The organism is Actinomyces sp. oral taxon 448 str. F0400 (genome assembly GCF_000220835.1).
Lineage (GTDB): Bacteria > Actinomycetota > Actinomycetes > Actinomycetales > Actinomycetaceae > Actinomyces.
This window is the reverse complement of the sequence record NZ_GL985606.1, coordinates 1,952,330-1,972,780: the sequence shown is the minus strand read 5'-3', so window position 1 is coordinate 1,972,780 and position 20,451 is coordinate 1,952,330. Positions and strand designations below refer to the sequence as shown.

15 protein-coding genes are annotated in these 20,451 nt (G+C 68.5%); 5 read left to right on the top strand and 10 right to left on the bottom strand.

The features are described from left to right. Positions 1–555 precede the first annotated feature (555 nt). On the bottom strand, positions 556–1,419 hold the full coding sequence (gene panB / locus HMPREF9062_RS08375; RefSeq protein ID WP_009749669.1) for a 3-methyl-2-oxobutanoate hydroxymethyltransferase: 864 nt from the start codon (positions 1,417–1,419) through the stop codon (positions 556–558). A 142-nt stretch (positions 1,420–1,561) separates the two neighbouring features. Between panB and HMPREF9062_RS08370 the strand changes: the two genes are divergently transcribed. From HMPREF9062_RS08370 to HMPREF9062_RS08360, 3 genes are read left to right on the top strand one after another with little or no spacing between them, the layout of a single operon-like run. Next, positions 1,562–2,893: a glutamine synthetase family protein gene (locus HMPREF9062_RS08370; protein WP_034254888.1), complete on the top strand. Its 1,332-nt coding sequence runs from the start codon at positions 1,562–1,564 to the stop codon at positions 2,891–2,893. Continuing rightward, on the top strand, positions 2,893–6,405 hold the full coding sequence (locus tag HMPREF9062_RS08365) for a bifunctional [glutamine synthetase] adenylyltransferase/[glutamine synthetase]-adenylyl-L-tyrosine phosphorylase (protein ID WP_009749667.1): 3,513 nt from the start codon (positions 2,893–2,895) through the stop codon (positions 6,403–6,405). Before HMPREF9062_RS08370 ends, HMPREF9062_RS08365 begins: the two co-directional genes overlap by 1 nt. Before the next feature lie 51 nt (positions 6,406–6,456). Next, positions 6,457–7,119, top strand: a complete 663-nt coding sequence (locus HMPREF9062_RS08360) for a histidine phosphatase family protein (protein ID WP_034254016.1) — start codon at positions 6,457–6,459, stop codon at positions 7,117–7,119. A 61-nt stretch (positions 7,120–7,180) separates the two neighbouring features. Here the strand turns inward: HMPREF9062_RS08360 and HMPREF9062_RS08355 are convergent, their stop codons facing one another. From HMPREF9062_RS08355 to lipB, 7 genes are all read right to left on the bottom strand, one after another. After that, a complete protein-coding gene (locus HMPREF9062_RS08355; RefSeq protein WP_034254886.1) occupies positions 7,181–7,966 on the bottom strand; it encodes an amino acid ABC transporter ATP-binding protein in 786 nt (261 codons plus the stop codon). 104 nt (positions 7,967–8,070) lie between these two features. Next, positions 8,071–9,039 (bottom strand): amino acid ABC transporter permease, encoded by a 969-nt coding sequence (locus tag HMPREF9062_RS08350; protein ID WP_009749664.1) that lies wholly within the window; start codon positions 9,037–9,039, stop codon positions 8,071–8,073. Positions 9,040–9,042: 3 nt separating this feature from the next. Continuing rightward, positions 9,043–9,975: an ABC transporter substrate-binding protein gene (locus HMPREF9062_RS08345; protein WP_009749663.1), complete on the bottom strand. Its 933-nt coding sequence runs from the start codon at positions 9,973–9,975 to the stop codon at positions 9,043–9,045. A gap of 211 nt (positions 9,976–10,186) precedes the next feature. Next, positions 10,187–11,611 (bottom strand): type I glutamate--ammonia ligase, encoded by a 1,425-nt coding sequence (gene glnA / locus HMPREF9062_RS08340; protein ID WP_009749662.1) that lies wholly within the window; start codon positions 11,609–11,611, stop codon positions 10,187–10,189. 196 nt (positions 11,612–11,807) lie between these two features. Beyond that, complete coding sequence (locus HMPREF9062_RS08335; protein WP_009749661.1) at positions 11,808–12,530, bottom strand: DUF4191 family protein; 723 nt, start codon at positions 12,528–12,530, stop codon at positions 11,808–11,810. Positions 12,531–12,623: 93 nt separating this feature from the next. Then, positions 12,624–13,652, bottom strand: coding sequence for a lipoyl synthase (locus tag HMPREF9062_RS08330; RefSeq protein ID WP_034254012.1), 1,029 nt, complete (start codon positions 13,650–13,652; stop codon positions 12,624–12,626). Positions 13,653–13,723: 71 nt separating this feature from the next. Then, positions 13,724–14,440, bottom strand: a complete 717-nt coding sequence (gene lipB / locus HMPREF9062_RS08325; RefSeq protein WP_009749659.1) for a lipoyl(octanoyl) transferase LipB — start codon at positions 14,438–14,440, stop codon at positions 13,724–13,726. A 199-nt stretch (positions 14,441–14,639) separates the two neighbouring features. Here lipB and HMPREF9062_RS08320 point away from each other — a divergent pair, with 199 nt between their 5' ends. Continuing rightward, positions 14,640–16,202, top strand: a complete 1,563-nt coding sequence (locus HMPREF9062_RS08320; protein ID WP_156789999.1) for a protein kinase domain-containing protein — start codon at positions 14,640–14,642, stop codon at positions 16,200–16,202. 60 nt (positions 16,203–16,262) lie between these two features. On the opposite strand, the gene HMPREF9062_RS08315 is transcribed toward HMPREF9062_RS08320, so the two are convergent. Then, positions 16,263–18,518, bottom strand: a complete 2,256-nt coding sequence (locus HMPREF9062_RS08315) for an NAD(P)-binding protein (protein WP_034254008.1) — start codon at positions 18,516–18,518, stop codon at positions 16,263–16,265. A 107-nt stretch (positions 18,519–18,625) separates the two neighbouring features. On the opposite strand from HMPREF9062_RS08315, the gene HMPREF9062_RS08310 reads away from it, so the two are divergent. Beyond that, positions 18,626–19,267 (top strand): TetR/AcrR family transcriptional regulator, encoded by a 642-nt coding sequence (locus HMPREF9062_RS08310; protein ID WP_009749656.1) that lies wholly within the window; start codon positions 18,626–18,628, stop codon positions 19,265–19,267. A gap of 72 nt (positions 19,268–19,339) precedes the next feature. Here the strand turns inward: HMPREF9062_RS08310 and sucB are convergent. Then, positions 19,340–20,451 (bottom strand): 2-oxoglutarate dehydrogenase, E2 component, dihydrolipoamide succinyltransferase (gene sucB, locus HMPREF9062_RS08305; protein WP_009749655.1); only part of this gene is annotated, 1,112 nt, incomplete at its 5' end.

Here is a 20,451-nt window from a genome sequence, read left to right as displayed (position 1 = left end):
CGCCTCCCGAACCGCGTACCGACTGCTGTCGCTGCCGGGGCTGCGTACCTGGTATGAACGACGGGCGCTGGTATGCTCCTACGCTCGTTCCGGGGCTCCACGACCGGGAGGCGGGATGGGCGCAACGTCTGGAAGGATGGGGCCTTGCACGGCGGGGGCCGGAATCCGCGACGTCCGCGAAGCTGTCGTCCGCGGCCGGCCCGGGACGCTCCGCCGTCCCGCTGTGGCGAGGGCGGGTGACGGGGCTGACCACCGACTTGCTCAACCCGAAGGCCGGCGTTTTCTGCCTCGCGACCATCCCGCAGTTCATGACGGCCTGCGTCTCCGCTCGCCAGCCATGGGCGTCATGCTCGCCGCTATCCGCGGTCTGTGCTGCCTGATCTGGCTGGGTGCGCTCGTGCCGGGGCCCCTTGGCCGGCGCCGAGGACGGGCTCGGGTCCCGAAGGCCCGCTGGGACGCTGGACGGACCGCATCACCGGTACGATGCTCGTCGGCATCGGGGCCGGGCTCGCTCTCAATGCCCGTGTTTGAGCCACCGGCGCGCAGACGGCTGCCTCAGTGTGAGAAGGTGTGCTCCTCAGCGGGGAAGGCTCCCTCGCGCACGGCCTCGCCGTATGCCTGCGCCGCCTGTCGCAGGGCCTCGCCGACCTGCCCGAACTGCCGAGCGAAGCGCGGTGCCCAATCCGTCATGCCCGCCATGTCGGTCCACACCAGCACCTGGCCGTCGCACTGCGCCCCCGCGCCGATGCCGATGATCGGGGCCGGGCACGTCTCGGTGATCCGCGCCGCCACGGGCGCGGGGACCATCTCCAGCACGATCGCGGCGGCGCCGGCCTCGGCCAGTGCCATCGCGTCGGCCAGGAGGGTCTCGGCGGCCTCCTCGCCCCGGCCCTGGACGCGGAAACCGCCCAGGGCGTTGACCGACTGCGGTGTGAAGCCGAGGTGCCCGATGACGGGGATGCCGGCCTGGCCGAGCAGACGCACGGTGTCCGCGCGCGGACGCCCGCCCTCGAATTTGACGGCGTTGGCCCCCGCCCGCACCAGTCGGACAGCACTGGCCAGGGCCTGCTGCGGGCTCGCTTCGTAGGTTCCGAAGGGCAGGTCGGCCACCACCAGGGCCCGGCGCGCCGCCCGAGCCACCGACCGCGTGGCCACGATCATCTCGTCGAGCGAAACCGGCAGGGTCGAGTCGTAACCCAGAGCCACGTTCCCGATCGAGTCGCCGACGAGCAGCATGTCCGTACCCGCCCCATCCAGGATACGGGCCGTCACGGCGTCGTAGGCTGTGAGCATGGTCAGGCGTTCGCCACGCGCCTTGGCCTGGGCCAGGTGGTGCACGCGCACTTTCCTGACCCCTGCTGTACCGGGGTCGGCGAGGGAGGGGACAGCCGTCCCGTCGGGCGAGTCAGTGGTCGACATGAGAGCAAGCCTAGGCGCTTCGCAACGCGGCGGACACGCGAACGCAGCATGATGCGGCATGATGGGATCGACTCCGTACCGGCCGACGGCCGCGCCGGTCATTGGGTCGCGTCCAGGGACCCCGCTCAGGAAGGCGATGCACATGGACAAGCAGCAGGAGTACGTTCTGCGGGCGATCGAGGAGCGCGACATCCGCTTCATCCGCCTGTGGTTCACCGACGTCCTGGGGCAGCTGAAGTCCGTGGCCATCGCCCCTGCGGAGGTGGAGGGCGCATTCGAGGAGGGCATCGGCTTCGACGGCTCTGCCATCGAGGGGCTCACCCGCGTCTACGAGTCGGACATGCTGCTGTCCCCGGACCCGTCGACCTTCCAGATGCTGCCCTGGCGCGACGGCGCCAACGGCGTCGCCCGCATGTTCTGCGATGTCCTGACACCCGACGGCGAGCCCGTGCGCACCGACCCGCGGGCTGTCCTGGAACGTCAGCTGGCACAGGTCGCCGACGCCGGCTTCACCTGCTACATCCATCCCGAGATCGAGTTCTACCTCGTCAACCGGGACGCCGGGGGCCGAATTACCCCCGCCGACCACGCCGGGTACTTCGACCATGTTCCGGGCGGCACTGCTCACGAGTTCCGACGCCGGGCGATCCTCATGCTCGAGCAGATGGGCATCTCCGTGGAGTTCTCCCACCACGAGGGCGGCCCCGGCCAGAACGAGATCGACCTGCGGTTCGCCGACGCCCTGTCCATGGCCGACAACATCATGACCTTCCGCGCCGTCGTCGAAGAGGTGGCTCTCCAGGAGGGCAGCCTGGCCACCTTCATGCCTAAACCCTTCGTCGGCCATCCGGGTAGCGGCATGCACACGCATTTCTCCCTGTTCGAAGGCGACCGCAACGCCTTCTACGACCCATCCGGCGAGTACCAGCTGTCGACGACCGGGCGCTCCTTCATCGCCGGGCTTTTGCACCACGCCTCGGAGATCTGCGCCGTGACCAATCAGCACGTCAACTCCTACAAGCGCATGTGGGGCGGTGATGAGGCGCCCAGCTACGTGTGCTGGGGCCACAACAACCGCTCGGCCCTCGTACGCGTGCCCATGCACAAGCCGGGCAAAGGACAGTCCGTGCGCGTGGAGTACCGCGGTATCGACTCCTCGGCCAACCCCTATCTGGCCTATGCCGCCATTCTGGCCGCGGGCCTGAAGGGGATCGAGGAGGGATACGAGTTGCCCACTGAGACCGAGGATGACGTGTGGGCGCTGACCGGGGGAGAGCGGCAGGCGATGGGCATCGCCGCCCTACCGACCTCGCTCAAACGGGCGGTGGGGGCCATGAGCGGTTCCGACCTGGTCGCCGACACCCTGGGTGAGGACGCTTTCGAGTACTTCATGCGCAATAAGCGTCGCGAATACCAGGCCTACGACGCGCAGGTCACCGCCTTCGAGCTCAGCCAGTTCTTCCCGCGGGCCTGATGCGGAGGCGCGCCGTGACCGACAGATGGACGGAGACGCCCTCCGGACCCTTCGGGCGGCGGCGCACCAGTCCGCGCACACGGTTGGCGCGAGCGGGCTTCGCCAACGCCGAACGAGCCATCTCGTGCCTGCACGACGAGGCCCTGAGCCGACTGCTACCCTTCTCCCCGCCATCTCCGCTCGACGACGAGCTCGACTCGGTGCGGATCCGGCTCGTCGAAGAGCTCGGCGCCGCCGCGGACCCCGACCTCGCACTGCTCTCATTGACGCGCCTGGCGTCCGCCGTCGGCCCCGGCGGCCAGGATCTGCGTGCTCTTCTCGCGTCTTTGGACATCGACGACGGGCACGAGGATGCCGAAGAGCAGGACTCCTCGTCGCGGATGCGGATCGAGCACCGGCATCGGCTCCTGGCCGTCCTGGGGTCCTCTCAGGCGCTGGGGGACTTCCTGGTCAGTCACCCCGAGCACCTGTGCGCTTTGGATCCCGCGCACGCCGTCGATGCCCCCGCCCAGCCGCCGGTCGATGTCGTTGTGGGCGAGGCGGTTCGCTCCGCCCTCGGCGACGCTGAGGGCGACGAGCGGCGGGCGCGCGTCGACTCGGCCACCACCGCCATGCGGGTGGCTTACCGGGACCGTTTGCTGGCCATCGCCGCCGATGATCTGACCAGCCCCGACCCACTGGCTCATCTGACTGTGGTGGTCGAACGCATGACCCGACTCGCGGACGCCGCCCTGGATGCCGCTCTGACTATCGCCCGCGCCAGTGTAGGGCCGCGATCCGACCCCGTGTCCCTGGCTGTCATCGCTATGGGCAAGACCGGAGCACGCGAGCTCAACTACGTCTCCGACGTCGACGTCGTCTACGTCGTCGGGCTCGCCGAGTCGTTCGATGCCCCCGCCGCGGCCCCGTCCGATCGGAGCGTCGACGAGGACGAGCTCGTGCGTCTGGGAACCGAGCTCGCCGTCGAACTGGCGCACGCGACGTCGGCCACCGGGGATGAGCAGCCCCTATGGCCGTTGGATACGGCACTGCGTCCCGAGGGTAAGGACGGGGCGCTCGTGCGGACCCTGGCTTCGCACGTGACCTACTACGAGCGCTGGGCCGCCTCATGGGAGTTCCAGGCGCTGCTCAAGGCGCGGCCCTGCGCCGGCGACGCCGAACTCGGCGCCGCCTACGCACGGGCCGTGGACCCCTTCGTCTGGCAGGCCAGTAGCCGGGAGAATTTCGTGGACGACGCTCGAGCCATGCGCAGGCGCGTCGAGAACGAGTCGGGGCGCGTCGGCGAGGAGGATCGTCGTATCAAGCTCGGTCCGGGCGGACTGCGGGACGTCGAGTTCACCGTCCAGCTCCTCCAACTCGTCCACGGGCGCGGTGACGAGCGCCTGCATGTGCGTTCGACTCTCGGCGCCTTGGCCGAACTGTCCGCCGACGGGTACGTGGGACGCGCCGACGCGGCCGAACTCGATTCCTGCTACCGGCTGTTGCGGCTGTTGGAGCACCGCAGTCAGCTCTACCGCCTCCAGCGAACTCATGACCTGCCTCACGGTGAGGGGGCTCTTCGTCGGCTGGGCCGAGGCATCGACCGGCGTGTCATGGGAGAGCCCGAGGCCCTGTGGTCGATCTTCGTCTCCACGCGTCGACGCGTGCGTGCTCTCCATGAGGAGATCTACTACAGGCCGCTGCTCGCGGCCGCCGCCGCATTGACGGCCGACGAGATGACGCTGAGTCCGCAAGCGGCGCGTGAGCGCCTCAAGGCGGTGGGCTACCTCGACCCCGACGGCGCTCTGCGCCACATCCACGCCCTGACCGAGGGGGTCAGCAGACGCGCAGCGATCCAGCGCCAGCTCCTGCCCGTCATCATCGGCTGGCTGGGTCAGGGGCCGGACCCCGATAACGGCCTGCTGTCCTTCAGGCTCCTGTCGGAGACGATCGGCGGCTCTCACTGGTACTTGGCGATGCTGCGCGACTCCAGGGCCGCCGCTCGCTGCCTGTGCCACGTGCTGTCCGGGGCGCGGTGGACCACCGAACGTCTGGCTGAGCGGCCCGAGTCGATCGCCTGGCTTGACGGCGCGGATGAGCTGACCGCCCGCGATCCGAGGACTCTGCGCACGGAGGTCCGCAGTCTCCTGCGGCGCCGCGCCCTCAGCGGAGACGACGGGGCCGGGCTGCAGGACTGGGCGGCGGAGGCGGTGCACGCGCTCATGAGCGTGCGCACCCGCGAACTCATCCGCGCCGCCCTGGCGGACTCCTTGGACGGCGTCGATCCCGAACGCACCGCTCGCATTCTGACCGACGCCACCGACGCGGTCCTTGACGGGGTGCTGACCGTGGCGACCGGTGTGGTCATCGCCCTGCGCGAGGGCCCCGAGGCGGTGGCGACCGGACCAGACGAGGCCGGCACCTGGCCCGGGGCCCTGGCCCGGCACTCGGTGGTCGCCATGGGACGCCTCGGCGGGGCCGAGACCACTTACGCCTCCGATGCCGATGTCCTGTTCGTGCATGAGCCGAAATCCGGCGTTGACCCGCGAGCCGCCGCCGAGGAGGCCGACGCCCTGGCCCGATGGACCGTGCGTCTGCTCTCCGGGGCTCGGCCCCACTCCCTGGAGGTCGACGCCGATCTACGCCCCGAGGGCCACCACGGACCCATGAGTCGGACACTGGACTCCTATGCCAAGTACTACGAGCGGTGGTCGGCGGTGTGGGAGCGTCAGGCGCTGCTGCGGGCTCGGGCCTGCGCCGGTGACGCCGGACTCGCACGCGCCTTCGAAGAGCTGGTGGCGCCCCTGCGCTGGAGTCCCGAGGGGCTCACCCGGGAGGGGCTGCGGGAGATCCGCCGGCTCAAGGCGCGTATGGAGGCCGAGCGGTTGCCGCGTGGTACGGCACCCGCACGCCATCTCAAGCTCGGTCCCGGCGGTCTGTCTGATGTCGAGTGGGCGGCGCAGGTTCTCCAGCTTCAGCACGCCGCGTGGGTGCCGGGACTGCGCACGACCTCGACTCTCGCAGCGCTCGACGCGGCCCAGGAGGCGGGACTGCTGAGCGAGGACGAGGCGGGCGACCTGAGGCAGGCCTGGCTGCTCGCCTCGCGCGTGAGGGCCGCGACCGTGCTGGGTACCGGACGGGACCATGGGGCGCGTGTCGAAGTCCTGCCCGACAGTCCTCGGGAGATCCGGCTGGTCGGCCGTCTGCTGGGAATGGTTCCGGGGCGGGAGCGCGACCTCGAGGATCTCTATCGACGTCGTGCCCGGCATGCTCGCCGCGTCGTCGAACGGGTCGTCTTCGGGGATGGTGGGCCCGGGCCCGAGGAGGCCGGTGCGATGGGAACATCCGGTGGATCGGCCCCTCCGAGGAAGGAGCCGGGGACGACTCGCGGCATCGGCAGGGCGCCGACGTCGGATTCTTCGCGATCTTCATGGCCGCCCGCGCAGCCGCCCATGCGACCGCCGCAACCCTCGGTCAGGCCTTCCCGACGGTCGGCGACGCGTCGCAACAACGGTCCCTACCCGTGGTCCTGACCACCCGGGCAGCCGGGGAGCCGGCGATGAAATCCCTGGCAGGATGTGCCCGTGAAGCTTTTCCTCGTCCGCCACGGACGGACCATCGCCAACATCATGGGTGCTCTCGACACCGCTTTCCCCGGTAACTCCTTGGATGCCACTGGCCTGACTCAGGCCGCCTCGTTACCGGGCCGCCTAGAGGCCGGCGGGCACCTGGATGCCGTATCCTCCTTGTGGACATCGCCCATTGCGCGGGCGCGCGAGACGATCGCTCCGGTGGAGCGCGCCACAGGTCTGAGCGCCCATGTGGAGTCGGGCCTGCGCGAGGTGCTCGCCGGAGACCTGGAGATGCGCACGGACGCTCGTTCTGTGGCCTGCTACACGGACACGACGCGAGCATGGATGATCGGGCGCACTGCGGCGCGTTTGCCCGGCAGCCCTGAGGACGGGGCCGATACCTTCGGTCGATTCAACGACGTTGTGGCTCGCATCGCCTGCGCGACCCATCGGATCATCGGCCCGGACGGCGAGGGCACCGCACTGCTGGTCGCCCATGGCACCGTCCTGCGCCTGTGGACGGCTCTAGCCGCCGCGCCGGGCGGGGGAATCGACCCCGACTGGGTTGCCGAGCACCCCATGGGCAACGCGAGCACTTCACTGGTCGAGGGCGACCCGGATTCCGGCTGGCGTCTGATCAGCTGGAACGAGGGGGAGTGGAGGGCGTCGCCCTGAGTCGCTTCGCTCACCGCCGGATCGTGGGTCCAGGACCTCGCAATGCAATGCCTGCGGCCGCCTACAGCACCGAGGACAGGAACTCCCGGGTGCGGGCCTCGGTGGGGTGATCGAGGATCTCAACGGGGTCGCCCGATTCGCAGATGGTGCCGCCGTCCATGAAGACCAGCTGGTCACCGACCTCGCGGGCGAATCCCATTTCATGGGTGACGACGACCATTGTCATGCCGTCCGCCGCGAGGTCCTTCATCACCTGGAGCACCTCGCCGACGAGCTCGGGGTCCAGCGCGCTGGTCGGCTCGTCGAAGAGCATGAGTTCGGGGTCCATGGCCAGTGCCCGGGCAATCGCCACACGCTGCTGCTGACCGCCGGAGAGCTGGGAGGGGTAGTGGTCCAGACGCTCACCCAGCCCCACGCGCTCCAGCAGTTCGACGCCGCGGTGACGTGCTCCGTCCTTGCTTAGCCCTCTCACCTGGACCGGCGCTTCCATGACGTTGCCCAGGGCCGTCATATGGGGGAAGAGATTGAAGCGCTGGAAAACCATACCGATTTTGGAGCGCTGTCGAGCGCGCTCCCTGTCCGTCAGAGCATGCAACTGGATGCTGCCGTCGGAGCGCTCGACCTCCCGCATGCCGATGAGTTCGCCGTCGACCCACACCCGGCCGGCATCGATGGACTCCAGCTCGTTGATGCAGCGCAGCAGGGTCGACTTACCCGAGCCGGAGGGACCCACGAGCACCGTGACCGAGCCCGGCTCGACCCGCAGATCGATGCCCTTGAGAACGTGCAGCTCGCCGAAGAACTTGTGCAGGCCGCGCACGAGAACCTTGGCGACGGGGGGCGTCACGGACCCCGCGTCGGCGGCTCCGGCCGTCTCGCCGACCGCCGAGTCGGATCCACCGGTCCTGTCCTCGGTGCCGCCGCCGGCCGCTTCAGCCGTGTCGGACGTACTCATGGGGTGACCTCCAGGAAGGGATTGTCCTCAGCTGTGCGAGAGTTCAGGACCGCCTGCTGACGGGCCGACAGAGCGCGGCCGCGCCTGACCCCTTTGGTCGCCGCGCCCTCGAAGCCTTTGCCGTAGTAGCGCTCAATGTAATGCTGACCGACCATGAGGATCGAGGTGATGATGATGTACCACAGTGCGGCGACGATGAGAAGTGGAATCGTTTGGTAGGTGAACGAGGCGTAGGAGTTCGTCACGAAGGTCAAGTCCAGCGAGAAGGGAACCGCCAGGACCAGTGAGGTCGTCTTGAGCATGGAGATCGTCTCGTTACCGGTGGGGGGCACGATGACGCGCATGGCTTGCGGAAGGACGATGCGCCGCAGGATCTGGCCCTTGCTCATGCCCAGGGCGCCGGCGGCCTCAGCCTGCCCGGGGTCGACACTGGCCAGTCCCGAACGGACGATCTCGGACAGGTAGGCGCCCTCGTTGATGCCCAGTCCCAGCGTTGCCGCGATGAAGGGGGTGAACACCGAGGTCGTCTTGAAGGTCAGGAGTTCGGGCCCGAAGGGCACGCCCAGGCTCAGGTGCTGGTACAAGGCGGACAGCGCGCCCCAGAACACCAGCTGCGTATAGATCGGCGTTCCGCGGAAGAACCACAAGTATCCCAGCGACACCCAGCGCAGGACGGGATTAGTCGACTGTCGCATGATCGCAGTCGTCACCGCCAGGACGATGCCGATCGCCATTGCCAGGAAGGTCAGCAGTAGGGTCCAGCCGACGGCGTGGACCACGTGGACCTCTCGGAAGAAGAACCAGACCGTTGACCAGTGGAATTTGGGGTTCGTCACCAGAGCATGGACGAACATGGCGCCCAGGAGGAGGACGACCACGGCACTGACCCAGGTGCCGGGGCGCGGAACCGGCTTGAGATGGTTGAGCTGAATGCGCTGCTCGCCGGTCGCGGGTGCTGTAGGCATGACTCAATCCTCCACTTTCGGGTTCATCTCGGCGGTGGTCAGCGCCGCGTCGGTAATGCCCCAAGAGGCGAGGATGTCGGTCCAGATACCGGAATCCATGAGGTACTGGACCGCCGCCTGGATCGCCGCGTTGAACCGAGGGTCGCTCTTCGACAGGACGATGGCCTGGGGCAGGGCGTCCTCGGTCTCGCCGATCGTTTCGACCTCGCCACCGGTGTTCTCGGCGGCGTAGCCGGCCACGGTCGAATCGGAGTAGACGGCGTCGATAGTACCTCCGGTCAGTGCTGTGGTTGCCTCGGACTGGGTGTTGTAAGCGCGAAGGTCGATGGCGGATCTGCCGGCATCGACGCAGGTCCGGGAGTCGGCCCTGACTGCGTCGTCCTGGCTGGTACCCGTCTGGAATCCGATCGTCAGCCCGCACAGATCGAGGTGGTCGGAGGAGTTGACGCCCTCAGGGTTGCCGGCGACCACGGTGAAGCGTGAGCCGACGTTGATATAGGAGACCATGTCCAGAGCGGCCTCGCGCTCGTTGGTGACCGTGAAGGATGAGATGCCGGCGTCGTACTTGGTTCCCACAGCCGCGATGATCGAGTCGAACTCGGCGGTGTGGGTGGTGGAGGAGACGCCGAGGACCGCGGCGATGGCCTTGGTCAGATCGACGTCGTAGCCGATCGCGGTACCGTCGGTGTCGAGAAACTCGGCTGGGGCGTAGTCAGTGGAGGCGGCGACGTCGAGCACGCCGTCGGCCAGTGCCCCTTCAGGCAGCATAGCAATGATGCCGTCCTGGGGCTCGATGCCGGAGGTGTCGTAGCCCTCTGCGGAGTTGGAACCCCGGTTGTCCTGCATGGCCTTCCAGTCCGCGGCGTTGGTGCAGCCTGCGAGAGCGCCGGACAGGGTGAGGCACAGGCCGGCGGCCAGTACGTGGATGGTCCTCATCGGTGCTCCTCGGGGTGGGCGGACGAGTCGGAACAGCCCGGCTCATGCTGTTAATAGATTATGCACAATAGAAATAATTATGCATTCCATCGAAGTGACATTTCACACGTTGGCTGATCGTGCGCGCCGACCCGTCGGACGGCGGCGGCCCCGCCGGTCGAGGGCGGGCGGGGCCGCAGTGCCGGGGCCGATGCGGTCCCGCCTCCGCCCGTCACAGCCCGTAGTAGAGTTCGAATTCGTAGGGGTGCGGACGCAGCCGCATGGGCACGATCTCGTTGTCCTGCTTGTACTCGATCCACGTCTCGATGAGATCGGGGGTGAATACGTCGCCTTCGATGAGGTAATCGTGGTCGGCCGCCAAAGCGTCGAGCGCCTGATCCAGGCAGTACGGCAGTTTGTCGATGTCGTGGTACTCCTCGGGAGCCAGCTCGTAGAGGTCCTTGTCAATGGGCTCGCGTGGCTCGATACGGTTGCGAATGCCGTCGATGCCCGCCATGAGGACGGCCGAGAAGCACAGGTACGGGTTGGCCGATGGGTCGGGCACGCGATACTCGATGCGCTTGGCCTTCGGTGACGAGCCCGTGACCGGGATACGGATGCACGCTGAGCGGTTACGGGCGGAGTAGACCAGATTGACCGGGGCCTCGAAACCCGGCACCAGACGGCGGAAGGAACTCACCGACGGGTTGGTGAAGGCGAGCAGGCTGGGGGCGTGTCTCAGGATGCCGCCGATGTACCACCGCGCGTAATCGGAGAGCTGGCCGTAGCCGCGCTCGTCGAAGAACAGCGGCTTGCTGTCCTTCCACAGCGAGTGGTGACAGTGCATGCCCGAACCGTTGTCGCCGAAGATCGGCTTGGGCATGAAAGTGGCCGTCTTGCCCCTGCGCCAGGCCTCATTCTTCACGATGTACTTGAATTTCATCATGTCATCGCCGGCGGCCAGGAGGGAGGCGAAACGGTAGTTGATCTCCTGCTGACCAGCGGTGCCGACCTCGTGGTGGGCGCGTTCGATCTCCAGCCCCGCCTCCAGACAGGTGCGCACCATGGCGTCACGGATGTCGGCCATCTGGTCGGAGGGGGAGACCGGGAAGTAGCCGCCCTTGAATTGCGTCTTGTAGCCCTTATTGCCGCCCTCCTCGCTGCGGCCGGTGTTCCACGCCGCCTCGTTCGAGTCGATGGCGTAACGGGTGGAGGCAGGGGTGGTCTCGTACTCCACGGAGTCGAAGAGGTAGAATTCCGCCTCAGCCCCGATGTAACAGGTGTCGGCGATACCGGTGGATCGCAGGTAGTCCTCAGCCTTGGCGGCGATCGATCGGGGGTCGCGGGAGAACCGCTCGTCCGTGAACGGGTCCACGATCGAGAAGTTGATGACCAGGGTCTTCTCCTCGCGGAACGGGTCGAGGAAAGCTGTGGTGACGTCGGGGACGAGCTTCATGTCGGATTCGTGGATCGCTGTGAACCCGCGGATCGAGGAGCCGTCGAACATCAGACCGTTGGTCAGGGCGTCCTCCTTGAAAGCGACCACCGGGATCGTGAAGTGCTGCATGACGCCCGGCAGGTCGCAGAAGCGGACGTCGACGAGTGCGACCCCCTCCTTCTCAATGTAGGCGAGGGCCTCGGACGCGTCCTTGAACATGGTGCTCCTCCGTAGGGGTGTCCGCCTCGGCCGCCGGCTCGGTCTACTGCGGCGACGCGGTGTGCGGCTGAGAAAACAATAGCGGGAGAGCCGTAACGCGGGTGTGCCGCACGTGTGTCCCCGTTGTTTCGCTTCAGGTGCCCGACCGACCGCAGCGGGAGCCCTCGGCTTCGTCGGTTCCACCGGCTCGTCGGGCTCAGCGGCCCCTCATGGCCCGTCGGTCCGGCCGAGCCCTGGCCGGATCGATGCCCTTAGGAATGGGCAGGCCCTTGGAGGACAGGGAGGACAAGCGCTTGGAGACCTGGCCGATCTCGGCGTCGGTGAGTCTGGTGGGCTTGGTCGGCAGTTTACGCAACGTGGATTGCAGATCGATCAGCCGAGTCTGTCCTTCGTCGGTGCCGACGTTGATGACGTGCACGGGCACCGTGGACAGGATGCGGTGCAGTACCTTCTGCTCATCGGCGATCGCTTCGCGGAGACGGCCGGTGGGACCCTCGGCCACGAGCACCACGCCGGGACGGCCCACCATGCGCCAGATGACATCCTGAGTCTTGGGATTGGTGTGGACCGGGTTCGACTCGACGTACCAGCCGCGGCTGCTCTGATCGAGCACGAACTTGGCCGCCCCCGGCCTGCCCTCGATCTGGGCGTAGGAGGCCCGCCGTACCGTCCACGACAGAATGGCCATGTCGACGACCGCTGCGAGCAGCACCGCCATGAAGATCCAGTACCAGGTCGCCTGGTGGGTCGTCAGAGCGAGGACCACGGCCAGGACGAGCAGGACGACCAGTGTCCCGAGCAGGGCCCACCCGATCCACGGGTAGGTCCTGCGGGAGATGGTGTAGGAGTCTTTGATGTTCTGGACGTACTGGCCGAGACGGCGCTTCTTCCCGGACCGGGCGCTGGGGGCTGTGCTCACGGTCCTCCACCATAGCCGACCGCGTCATGCCGTTGCGCACACGGCTGCGGCGCGGGTGGGAATGCTCGTTCAGGCGCTCGTCGCCGAGCGCCGTCAGGAGGAACCCGCCTCCCGCTGACGAGCGAGGATGGAACCGGCCTCCTGCCGGGCGGTCGTGGGAGCTGCGAGCGCGGCCATATCCTCGGGGATGGGGCGTCCCTTGGCGCGCATGGCCCTACCCCAGAGCATGCCGGAGCGGTAGGAGGAGCGCACCATGGGGCCGCTCATGACGGCGGCGATCCCCATCCCCTCGGCCATCGTCGCCAGGGCCACGAACTCCTGGGGCTTGACCCACCGGTCGATAGGATGGTGCAGTTTGGACGGTCTCATGTACTGGGTGATGGTGAGGATATCGACTCCGGCGTCGACCAGATCGCGGATCGCCTCTTCGATCTCCGCAGAGGTTTCTCCCATCCCCAGGATGAGGTTCGACTTGGTCAGCAGCCCGGCGTCGGAGGCCCGGGTCAGGACCTCCAGGCTGCCTTCGTAGGAGAATGCTGGACGAATGCGTCGGAAAATGCGCGGGACGGTCTCGAGGTTGTGCGCGAAGACCTCCGGTGCGGAGGAGAACACCTCCGCCAGAGGCTCGTCGCGACCCCCGAAGTCGGGCACGAGCAGTTCGATGCCGCAGCCGGGCACCATCGCGTGGACCTGCCGGGCCGTCTCGGCGTACAGCCAGGCGCCGCCGTCGGGCAAGTCGTCGCGTGAGACGCCGGTGACCGTGGCGTAGCGCAATCCCATCTCGGCCACGGACGTCGCGACGCGCACGGGCTCGTTCTGGTCGTACTCGGTCGGGCGGCCGGTGGCGATGTCGCAGAAGTCGCAGCGCCGGGTGCACAACTCGCCGCCGACGAGGAAGGACGCCTCCCGGTCGTTCCAGCATTCGTAGATATTGGGGCAGTTGGCCTGTGCGCACACCGTGTGGAGCTCTTTTTGACGCACTAGGCCACGGACCTCCTGATAGGTCTGCGATACGACGGCGCGGGTTCTCAGCCATGCGGGCTTGTGCTCGATCGGCGTCCGAGCGTTGCGCGCCTCGACGCGTAGAAGGCGACGGCCCTCGGGGGCGATGGTGTCAGTCACGAGCACTCCTCAGACGATGGGGCGGCGCCAGTCTATGCCCGACCCTGGCGAACGTGGGACTGAGGGCCCAATCATGTGGTGCGCGTTGGCGTGTCCTGTACCACCAGCGGTGTCAGACTGCGGTCCAGTGAGGCGAGGACCGCGCCGGCCACGTCGACCGGGCGCAGACGCCGCCCGGTTTCCGCGGTCAGCGAGGTGACGCCGGCGTCGTCGATGCCGCACGGCACGATTCTGTCCAGGCCGAAGGCGGCTAGGTCCGTATCCACGTTGAGGCCGATGCCGTGCATCGTCACGTCCCGCGCCACCCGCACTCCCAAGGCGCACACTTTGCGCTCGTCACACCCCGCTCGGGAGAACGGGCCGCAGGATGCGGGCTCGCCCGAGACCCATACGCCCGAGCGTCCTACCACCCGCACGGTCGCCAGGCCGTAGGCGGCGCACACGTCCATGACCGCCGCCTCCAACGCTCTCACGTACCGGATCACGTCGACGGGCGGTGCCAGGTGCACGATCGGGTAGACCGTGAGCTGGCCGGGCCCGTGCCATGTGGTCTTCCCACCCCGGTCGACGTCGACGACCGGCACGTGGCCCGGTTCGACGAACGCTCCCTCGGGGCGCTCCCACGTATGGGCCCGCCGGCCCACCGTGTAGACGCTCTCGTGCTCCAGGGCGATGAGCGTCGAGGCGCGCCGTCCGCTCGCGACCTCATCGTGAACCCGCCGTTGGATCCGCCACCCTTCGTGGTAGGGAACCAGGCGGAGGCCGAGGTCGATGTCGAGGCGCTGCACCCTCCCACCGTATAACCACCGCGCAGACGTGATGCATGGACGTGGTGGATCGCAGCGCGCTCAGGGGCGTGCAGACGCGTGGGCTCGCGCATGGCAGTTCGGCTTCGGAGCGCAGGCGCGACTCCCCGTCGGACGGAAGTTATCCACAAGGCGTCTCGCATCTGGTGCTGCGCCGGGTCGGGCGCGGACCATGAGCGCTATGAGAGCCCCGATCCCGCCCCGCCCGCATCCCGATCCCTCACGCGCAGACGAGCCCGGTCCCGCCGGGGACACCGAGGATGTTGGGCTCCCCGCTCAGGTCAGTGATGAACTGGTGTCCGCCGGCCTGGCCGTCGGGGAGCCGATGGGGCGCGACCGTTCGGGCCGCCTGGCTCCCCGACGCGCGCTGGACCCCGACGGGCGCGACGTCGTGGTTCAGATTGTGGACCTGTCCGAGAAGGCTGCGGGGGCGAGGACCTTGCGCCGTTTGGCCGACCTGCGTTCGTTGCGCAACGATGCCATAGCCCCGGTACGGCAGGTCCTCGCGCTGCCCGGGGACCGCGTGGGCGTGGTCAGCGACCTTATTGCGGGCGCGGACCTGGCCGTCGTGCTCGGCGCGCGTGGAGGTCTGACCCGCAGCGAGGCGGCGCGCTTGCTCGACGACCTCGGGGGAGCTCTGGCCCACATGCACGAACGCGGCATGGCTCACGGCGACGTGGCTGCGGCCAACGTGATCGTGAGCACCGACGGGCGACCGGTTCTCATCGACCTGCTGGGCGGCGTCCTGGAAACCGGGACGCCGGCGAGTGCGGCTCCCGAGCGGAAGGCTGGCGCTCCGGCGACGGCCGCCGCCGATGTCTATTCCCTGGCCGCTCTCCTGCGTCAGTGCGCGGCGGGCTCTCCGGCCCTGGCCGAGCGGCTGGAACGAGTACTTCCCGACGCCCTGGATCCCGATCCCGCCGGCCGGCCCAGCGCGCGCGATCTGGCGGCCCGTGCTCCCGAGATCGGCCTGCCGGGGGTTATCGAGCTGCCCGACGGGGCCCGGCTGGCGGCGGGGGCCCTGCGGGCCGCGAGCTCTCAGCCGACGCGCGCTGTGGCCTCCAGGCGCGGCGGGGCCTGCGATCGCCGGCCAGTTCGGCGCTGGGGCCGGCGGAGCCCGTCACTTCCCCGTCGTCGCGGAGCCCGCCTGACGTTGGCGGTGCTGGTGCTCGCAGTCGCGGCGGGCGTCGGCATGGGGGCTCAGGGGTGGATTCCCGGTACGGCTTCCGGGCGGCGGGCCGCACCGGTCGCCGAGGCGACGCCCTCCGCGGACCAGGTCGAGACTCCCGGCTCGCTCGATGCGGACGCCGCCGGAGCGCAGAGCACCGACGGTGGTGATGCCGATGCGGATGGCGACATGCTGCCGGTCGTTGTTCAACTCTCCCAGGCGCGCGATACTGCCCTCAATGAGGGGGATGCGCAGGCCCTGATGGCCACGACGGTTCCGGATTCGCCCGCGGCCCTGGCCGATGAATCCCTGATGACGGCGCTCACCGAGGCGCAGGAGCACGTTGAGGGTTTGGACACCATGGTCTCATCCGTCACCGCCGTGCAGACCGACCAGCGGATCGAAGAGAGCTGGCCCGGCGCCACCGCGGTTCGCGTCTCGCAGTTCCAGGGGCCCTCGACGCGGGTCGGGGCTGATGGATCGAAGAGGACGGTGCCCGCTCAGGAGCGCCGGGACGTCATTCTGGTTCTGGTCCCCGACCCGTGGAGGGTGGCCGAGATCCTTCAGGCCGACTGAGCGCGGCGCCGGGCGGGTGGAGGTGGCCGCAGCGGTCGTCAGACGATCACCGGGCGGCCGTCAGTACGGCTCGGTGAGGATGTCAGCGACCCCTGCCCTATCGAGGAACGGACGGCAGTCCGCCACCATGGCCGCCGAGCCGCACAGGTAGACATCCGCTCCTGTCAAATCGATGTCGGCCCTCGCGAGCGCATCCGTCACCCGCCCGCGGAAGGAACCGGTGACCGTCTCACGACTCAGACAGCGCACGACGCGGCCGGGCAGAACGGCGTCATCGATCAGGGTCGTCAGGTCCTCCCCGCGGTCGCGGCAGCCGAACAGCAGGGTATCGTCCTCAAGTCCCTGCGCGTGATGGAACATGGCCAGGAAGGGGGCGAGCCCGGTGCCTGTAGCGATGAACACTCGGCGGTGACCGGTCGTCGTGAGTCCATAGCGGCCCAGGGGCAGTTCGACGACGGTGCGCGTTCCCTCTTCGACTTCTTCGATGAAGCGCGATCCCCGTCCGCCCGTGCGGGTCGAGATGAGCAGACGGAGCATCCCGTCCTCGAGTCCGGCGATGGAGTAGTCGCGCCATGCGTCCCCGCCCACGTGGAGGCGGGCGAACTGGCCCGGCGTCCAGGCGCCGACCGATCCCTCGAGGCTGAGCCTCGCCTCCCAGACACTGGGTGTCAGACGCCGTTTGACGACCAGGGCGGCGCGGTGCTTGCCGTCGGGCAGGGTGTACGGGCGCCCGACCCGTTTCTCGGGCCCCGAGCGCACGGCTCTGCTGATCATGGAGTAGCCGTGCGGGCCCAGCGCCTGGCAGGCGGCCGCCACACCGCCCATCATCGCCCCGACGACGCCCTCGCTTCCGGTGTCCTGGCCGGACAGGAGCAGACCGGGCACGGCGGTGCGCGGGCCCAATGATGGCGACGTGTACCGCAGGGGGGTGGCGGGCAATCCGTAGAAGGCCCCCGCGGGGTGGGCGGTGTAGTCCTCGTAAGTCAGGGGCGTGGAGATCTCCATGTAGTCCACCAGATCGGTCAGTCCGGGTACGGCCGATTCCGCAAGGGCGAGCATCCCCGAGGCGATTCGCTCCTTGAGTGCGGAGTAGTCGGGGCCGCGGTTCCCCCGGGGCCGGTGCGCCCACGGATGGAATGGCTCGGCGCTGCAGAAGGAAACGATTTCGGCGGTATGCGGCTCCTGTCCGGATTTCAGCGAGGGGAAGGAGATGAAAACCTCCTGCGGTTCGCCCTCCAGCAGAGCCCTCTCACTGGTGCCGGCGGCGTCGTGGTCGAGGCCGCGGCCGACCCAGACGTTCCCGCCGTCCACGCCGATGGTACGGGGATCGGCTTTCAGCCTCAGGTACACAGTGGTGGCCGAGCTCCCCGCGCCCAGCCGTCTGATGGTGTCTCGCGCCCGGGCCGTGGCGCGTCCGACGGCGCCGTCAGTGGGCAGTAGATGTTGAAAGGTCGTCGGCGCGCCGATGGCGGAGACGACGACGGGGGCGCGGTGGATCCGTTCGTGCGTCTCCGGTCCTCGCCGGTCCAGCGCCCGCACCCCGACGGCGGCTCCGCCCTCGGTGAGGATCTCAGTGACCTCGTGTGCGACTCGGACGGCTCCTCCCGTCTGCTCGATCCCCTTCTCGAATGTGCGTGCGATGCGGGCGCTTCCGCCGCGGGGGAACCAGGCGCCGTCGAGGTAATGGGCGACGATCATGGCGTGTACGGCGAAGGCCGACCGTGAGGGCGGCAGCCCGTAATCGCCCCACTGGCCGGTCAGAATCGCTTTGAGCTCGGGGGAGCGGAAACGGGCGTCCAGGTAGTCCTTCGTCGTGCTGGTCGCGGTGCGGCCGGTCAGTCGCTGGAGGAGGTTGAGAGCCGGAGCGAAGCGAGGAGGCACCATCGCCCCGACGAAGCCGAGAGTCGTCCATGCCGCAGTGCGGCGCACATCCTTGAAGTAGCGGCTGACCGCTGCGGCCTCGTCGGGGAAGGCTCTGATGAGGGTGCGTTCGTACTGCTCGGGGTCGGAGACGGCCGACAGGTCGATGCCCGGGTAGACGAAGCGGTCGTAGGCCTCCGGCATGCGGTTCCACTCCAGTTGCCCGCCGGAGAGGTAGTCGAAGTACGCGCGCGTCCGGTCGCCCGGGCCGACCTGCCCTATGTAGTGCACGCCCACGTCCCAGGAGGCTCCGTCGCGCCGGAAGGTGTGCGTCAGTCCCCCGGGCTCGGTGTGACGTTCCAGGACGAGGACCCGTTTGCCCGCGACGCGGGCCAGAAGTCCCGCGGTCGTCAGTCCGCCGATGCCCGAACCGATCACGATGGCGTCGTACATAATGTCTCACTTCACATACTAGACAATGTCTAGTAGGAGACTAGCCTTTTTCTGGACACTGTCAAGTTCGGTGATTCCGCACGGCTCCCCGCAGCCTTAGACTGCTGCGCGTGACATTCGATTCTGCGAGCCGTTCCAAGACGCGGGAGGAGCGCGACCTGCGCGCTGAGCTCCTGCGGACCAGTCGGGAGCTCCTCGACGACGATGGCCCGAGCGCGTTGAGCATGCGAGAGGCCGCACGTCGCACGGGGTGCACGCATCAGGCGCCCTACCACTACTTCCCCAACCGCGAGGCGATTCTCGCAGCGCTGGTGACCGAAGGCTTCGAGGAGCTCGCGAACCGGCTGTCGGCCGCGCACGACGGGCTGGAGGCCAGGGGGCTGACCGCGACCCTGGAGACCTCCGCGAACGCGTACATCGAGTTCGCACTGCGCAACCCGGGGGTATTCCGCATCATGTTCCGCCCCGACATGTGCGATCCGGAGAATTTCCCCGAAGTGAGGCGTGCAGGTGAGCGGGCTCGCGGCGAGCTCACACGCCTGGCGCAAATGGTGCAGGGAGGCGGGTCGACGCCCGAGGTCGAGGCCCTGTTCTGGGCCGGGGTTCACGGGCTGGCGTCGTTGCTGCTCGACGGCCCGCTGGCGGCCGAGCTCAAGACGCTCGGAGAGCGCCTCGATTTCGCCCGCCGAGTCACTGCGGCGGGCATTGCATGCTCTGGCTCGGTGGAGTCGGTCCACCGGATCGTGAGCTGAGGTCCGCACCCGTACGGGTGCGGACCTCAGCTCACGATCGACCCGGCTCGCAATGAGTCGCGGGATCCGGGGTCACAGACCGAGCTCGCCGGCGAAGTCGCCCTCCTCGAGGCGCTTCTTGACCGTCATGAGGTAGCGGGCGGCGTCGGCGCCGTCGACCAGACGGTGGTCGTAGGACAGCGCCAGATAGCACACCGAGCGGATCGCGATCGCCTCGCCGCCGTCGGTGTCCTTGACCACGCGCGGCTGCTTCTGAATCGCGCCCAGGCCGAGGATGGCCACCTCGGGCTGGTTGATGATCGGTGTGTCGAAAAGAGCTCCGCCGCTGCCGGTGTTCGTGATCGTGAAGGTCGAGCCGCTCAGCTCGTCGGGGTTGACTTTGTTCTCCCGAGTGCGCGCAGCCAGATCGTTGATACGCCTGGCCAGTCCCGGGATACTCAAATCGCCGGCATTCTTGACGACCGGCACGAGCAGGCCGCGCGGGGTGTCGACCGCGATGCCGATGTGCTCGACATCGTGGTAGGTCACCTGCGTGCCATCGATCGTGGCGTTGATCTTCGGATGGGCCTTGAGGGCCTCGGTCGCGGCCGCCACGAAGAAGGGCAGGAAGGTCAGCCTCGTGCCGTTCTTGGCGTAGAAGTCGTTCTTCGCCAGACCGCGTAGAGCGGCGACACGGGTGACGTCGACTTCGACGACAGTGGTCAGCTGGGCGGAGGTCTGCAACGAGGCGATCATGCGCTCGGCGATCACCTGACGCAGACGGCTCATCTTCTCGGTCTTGCCGCGCAGCGTCGTATCGACCGCGGGTCTGGACGAGGGCGCTGGTGCGGACGCCGGCGCGGCGGTCGGCGGCGCGGGACGGGTCATCTCGGCGGCTTTCGCCGCCCTCGTGGCCTTCGCCGCCTCGACCGCCTTGACGGCGGCCTCCTCGACATCCTGCTTGCGAATACGCCCGCCCACGCCCGTACCAGTCACCGTGGTGAGGTCAATTCCCTTCTCACGGGCGAATTTGCGCACGATCGGGGTGACATAGGCGGCGGAGGCGACGGCCGCAGCCGACGGCGCCGACGTCTTCGCCGCAGACTTCTTGGGCTCCCCGGACCCCGCCGCCGCGGGAGTCTCGGGGGCGGGGGCCGCAGGGGCCGCGTGCCTCGCCCGGGACGCCGCCGGTGCCGGTGGGGCGG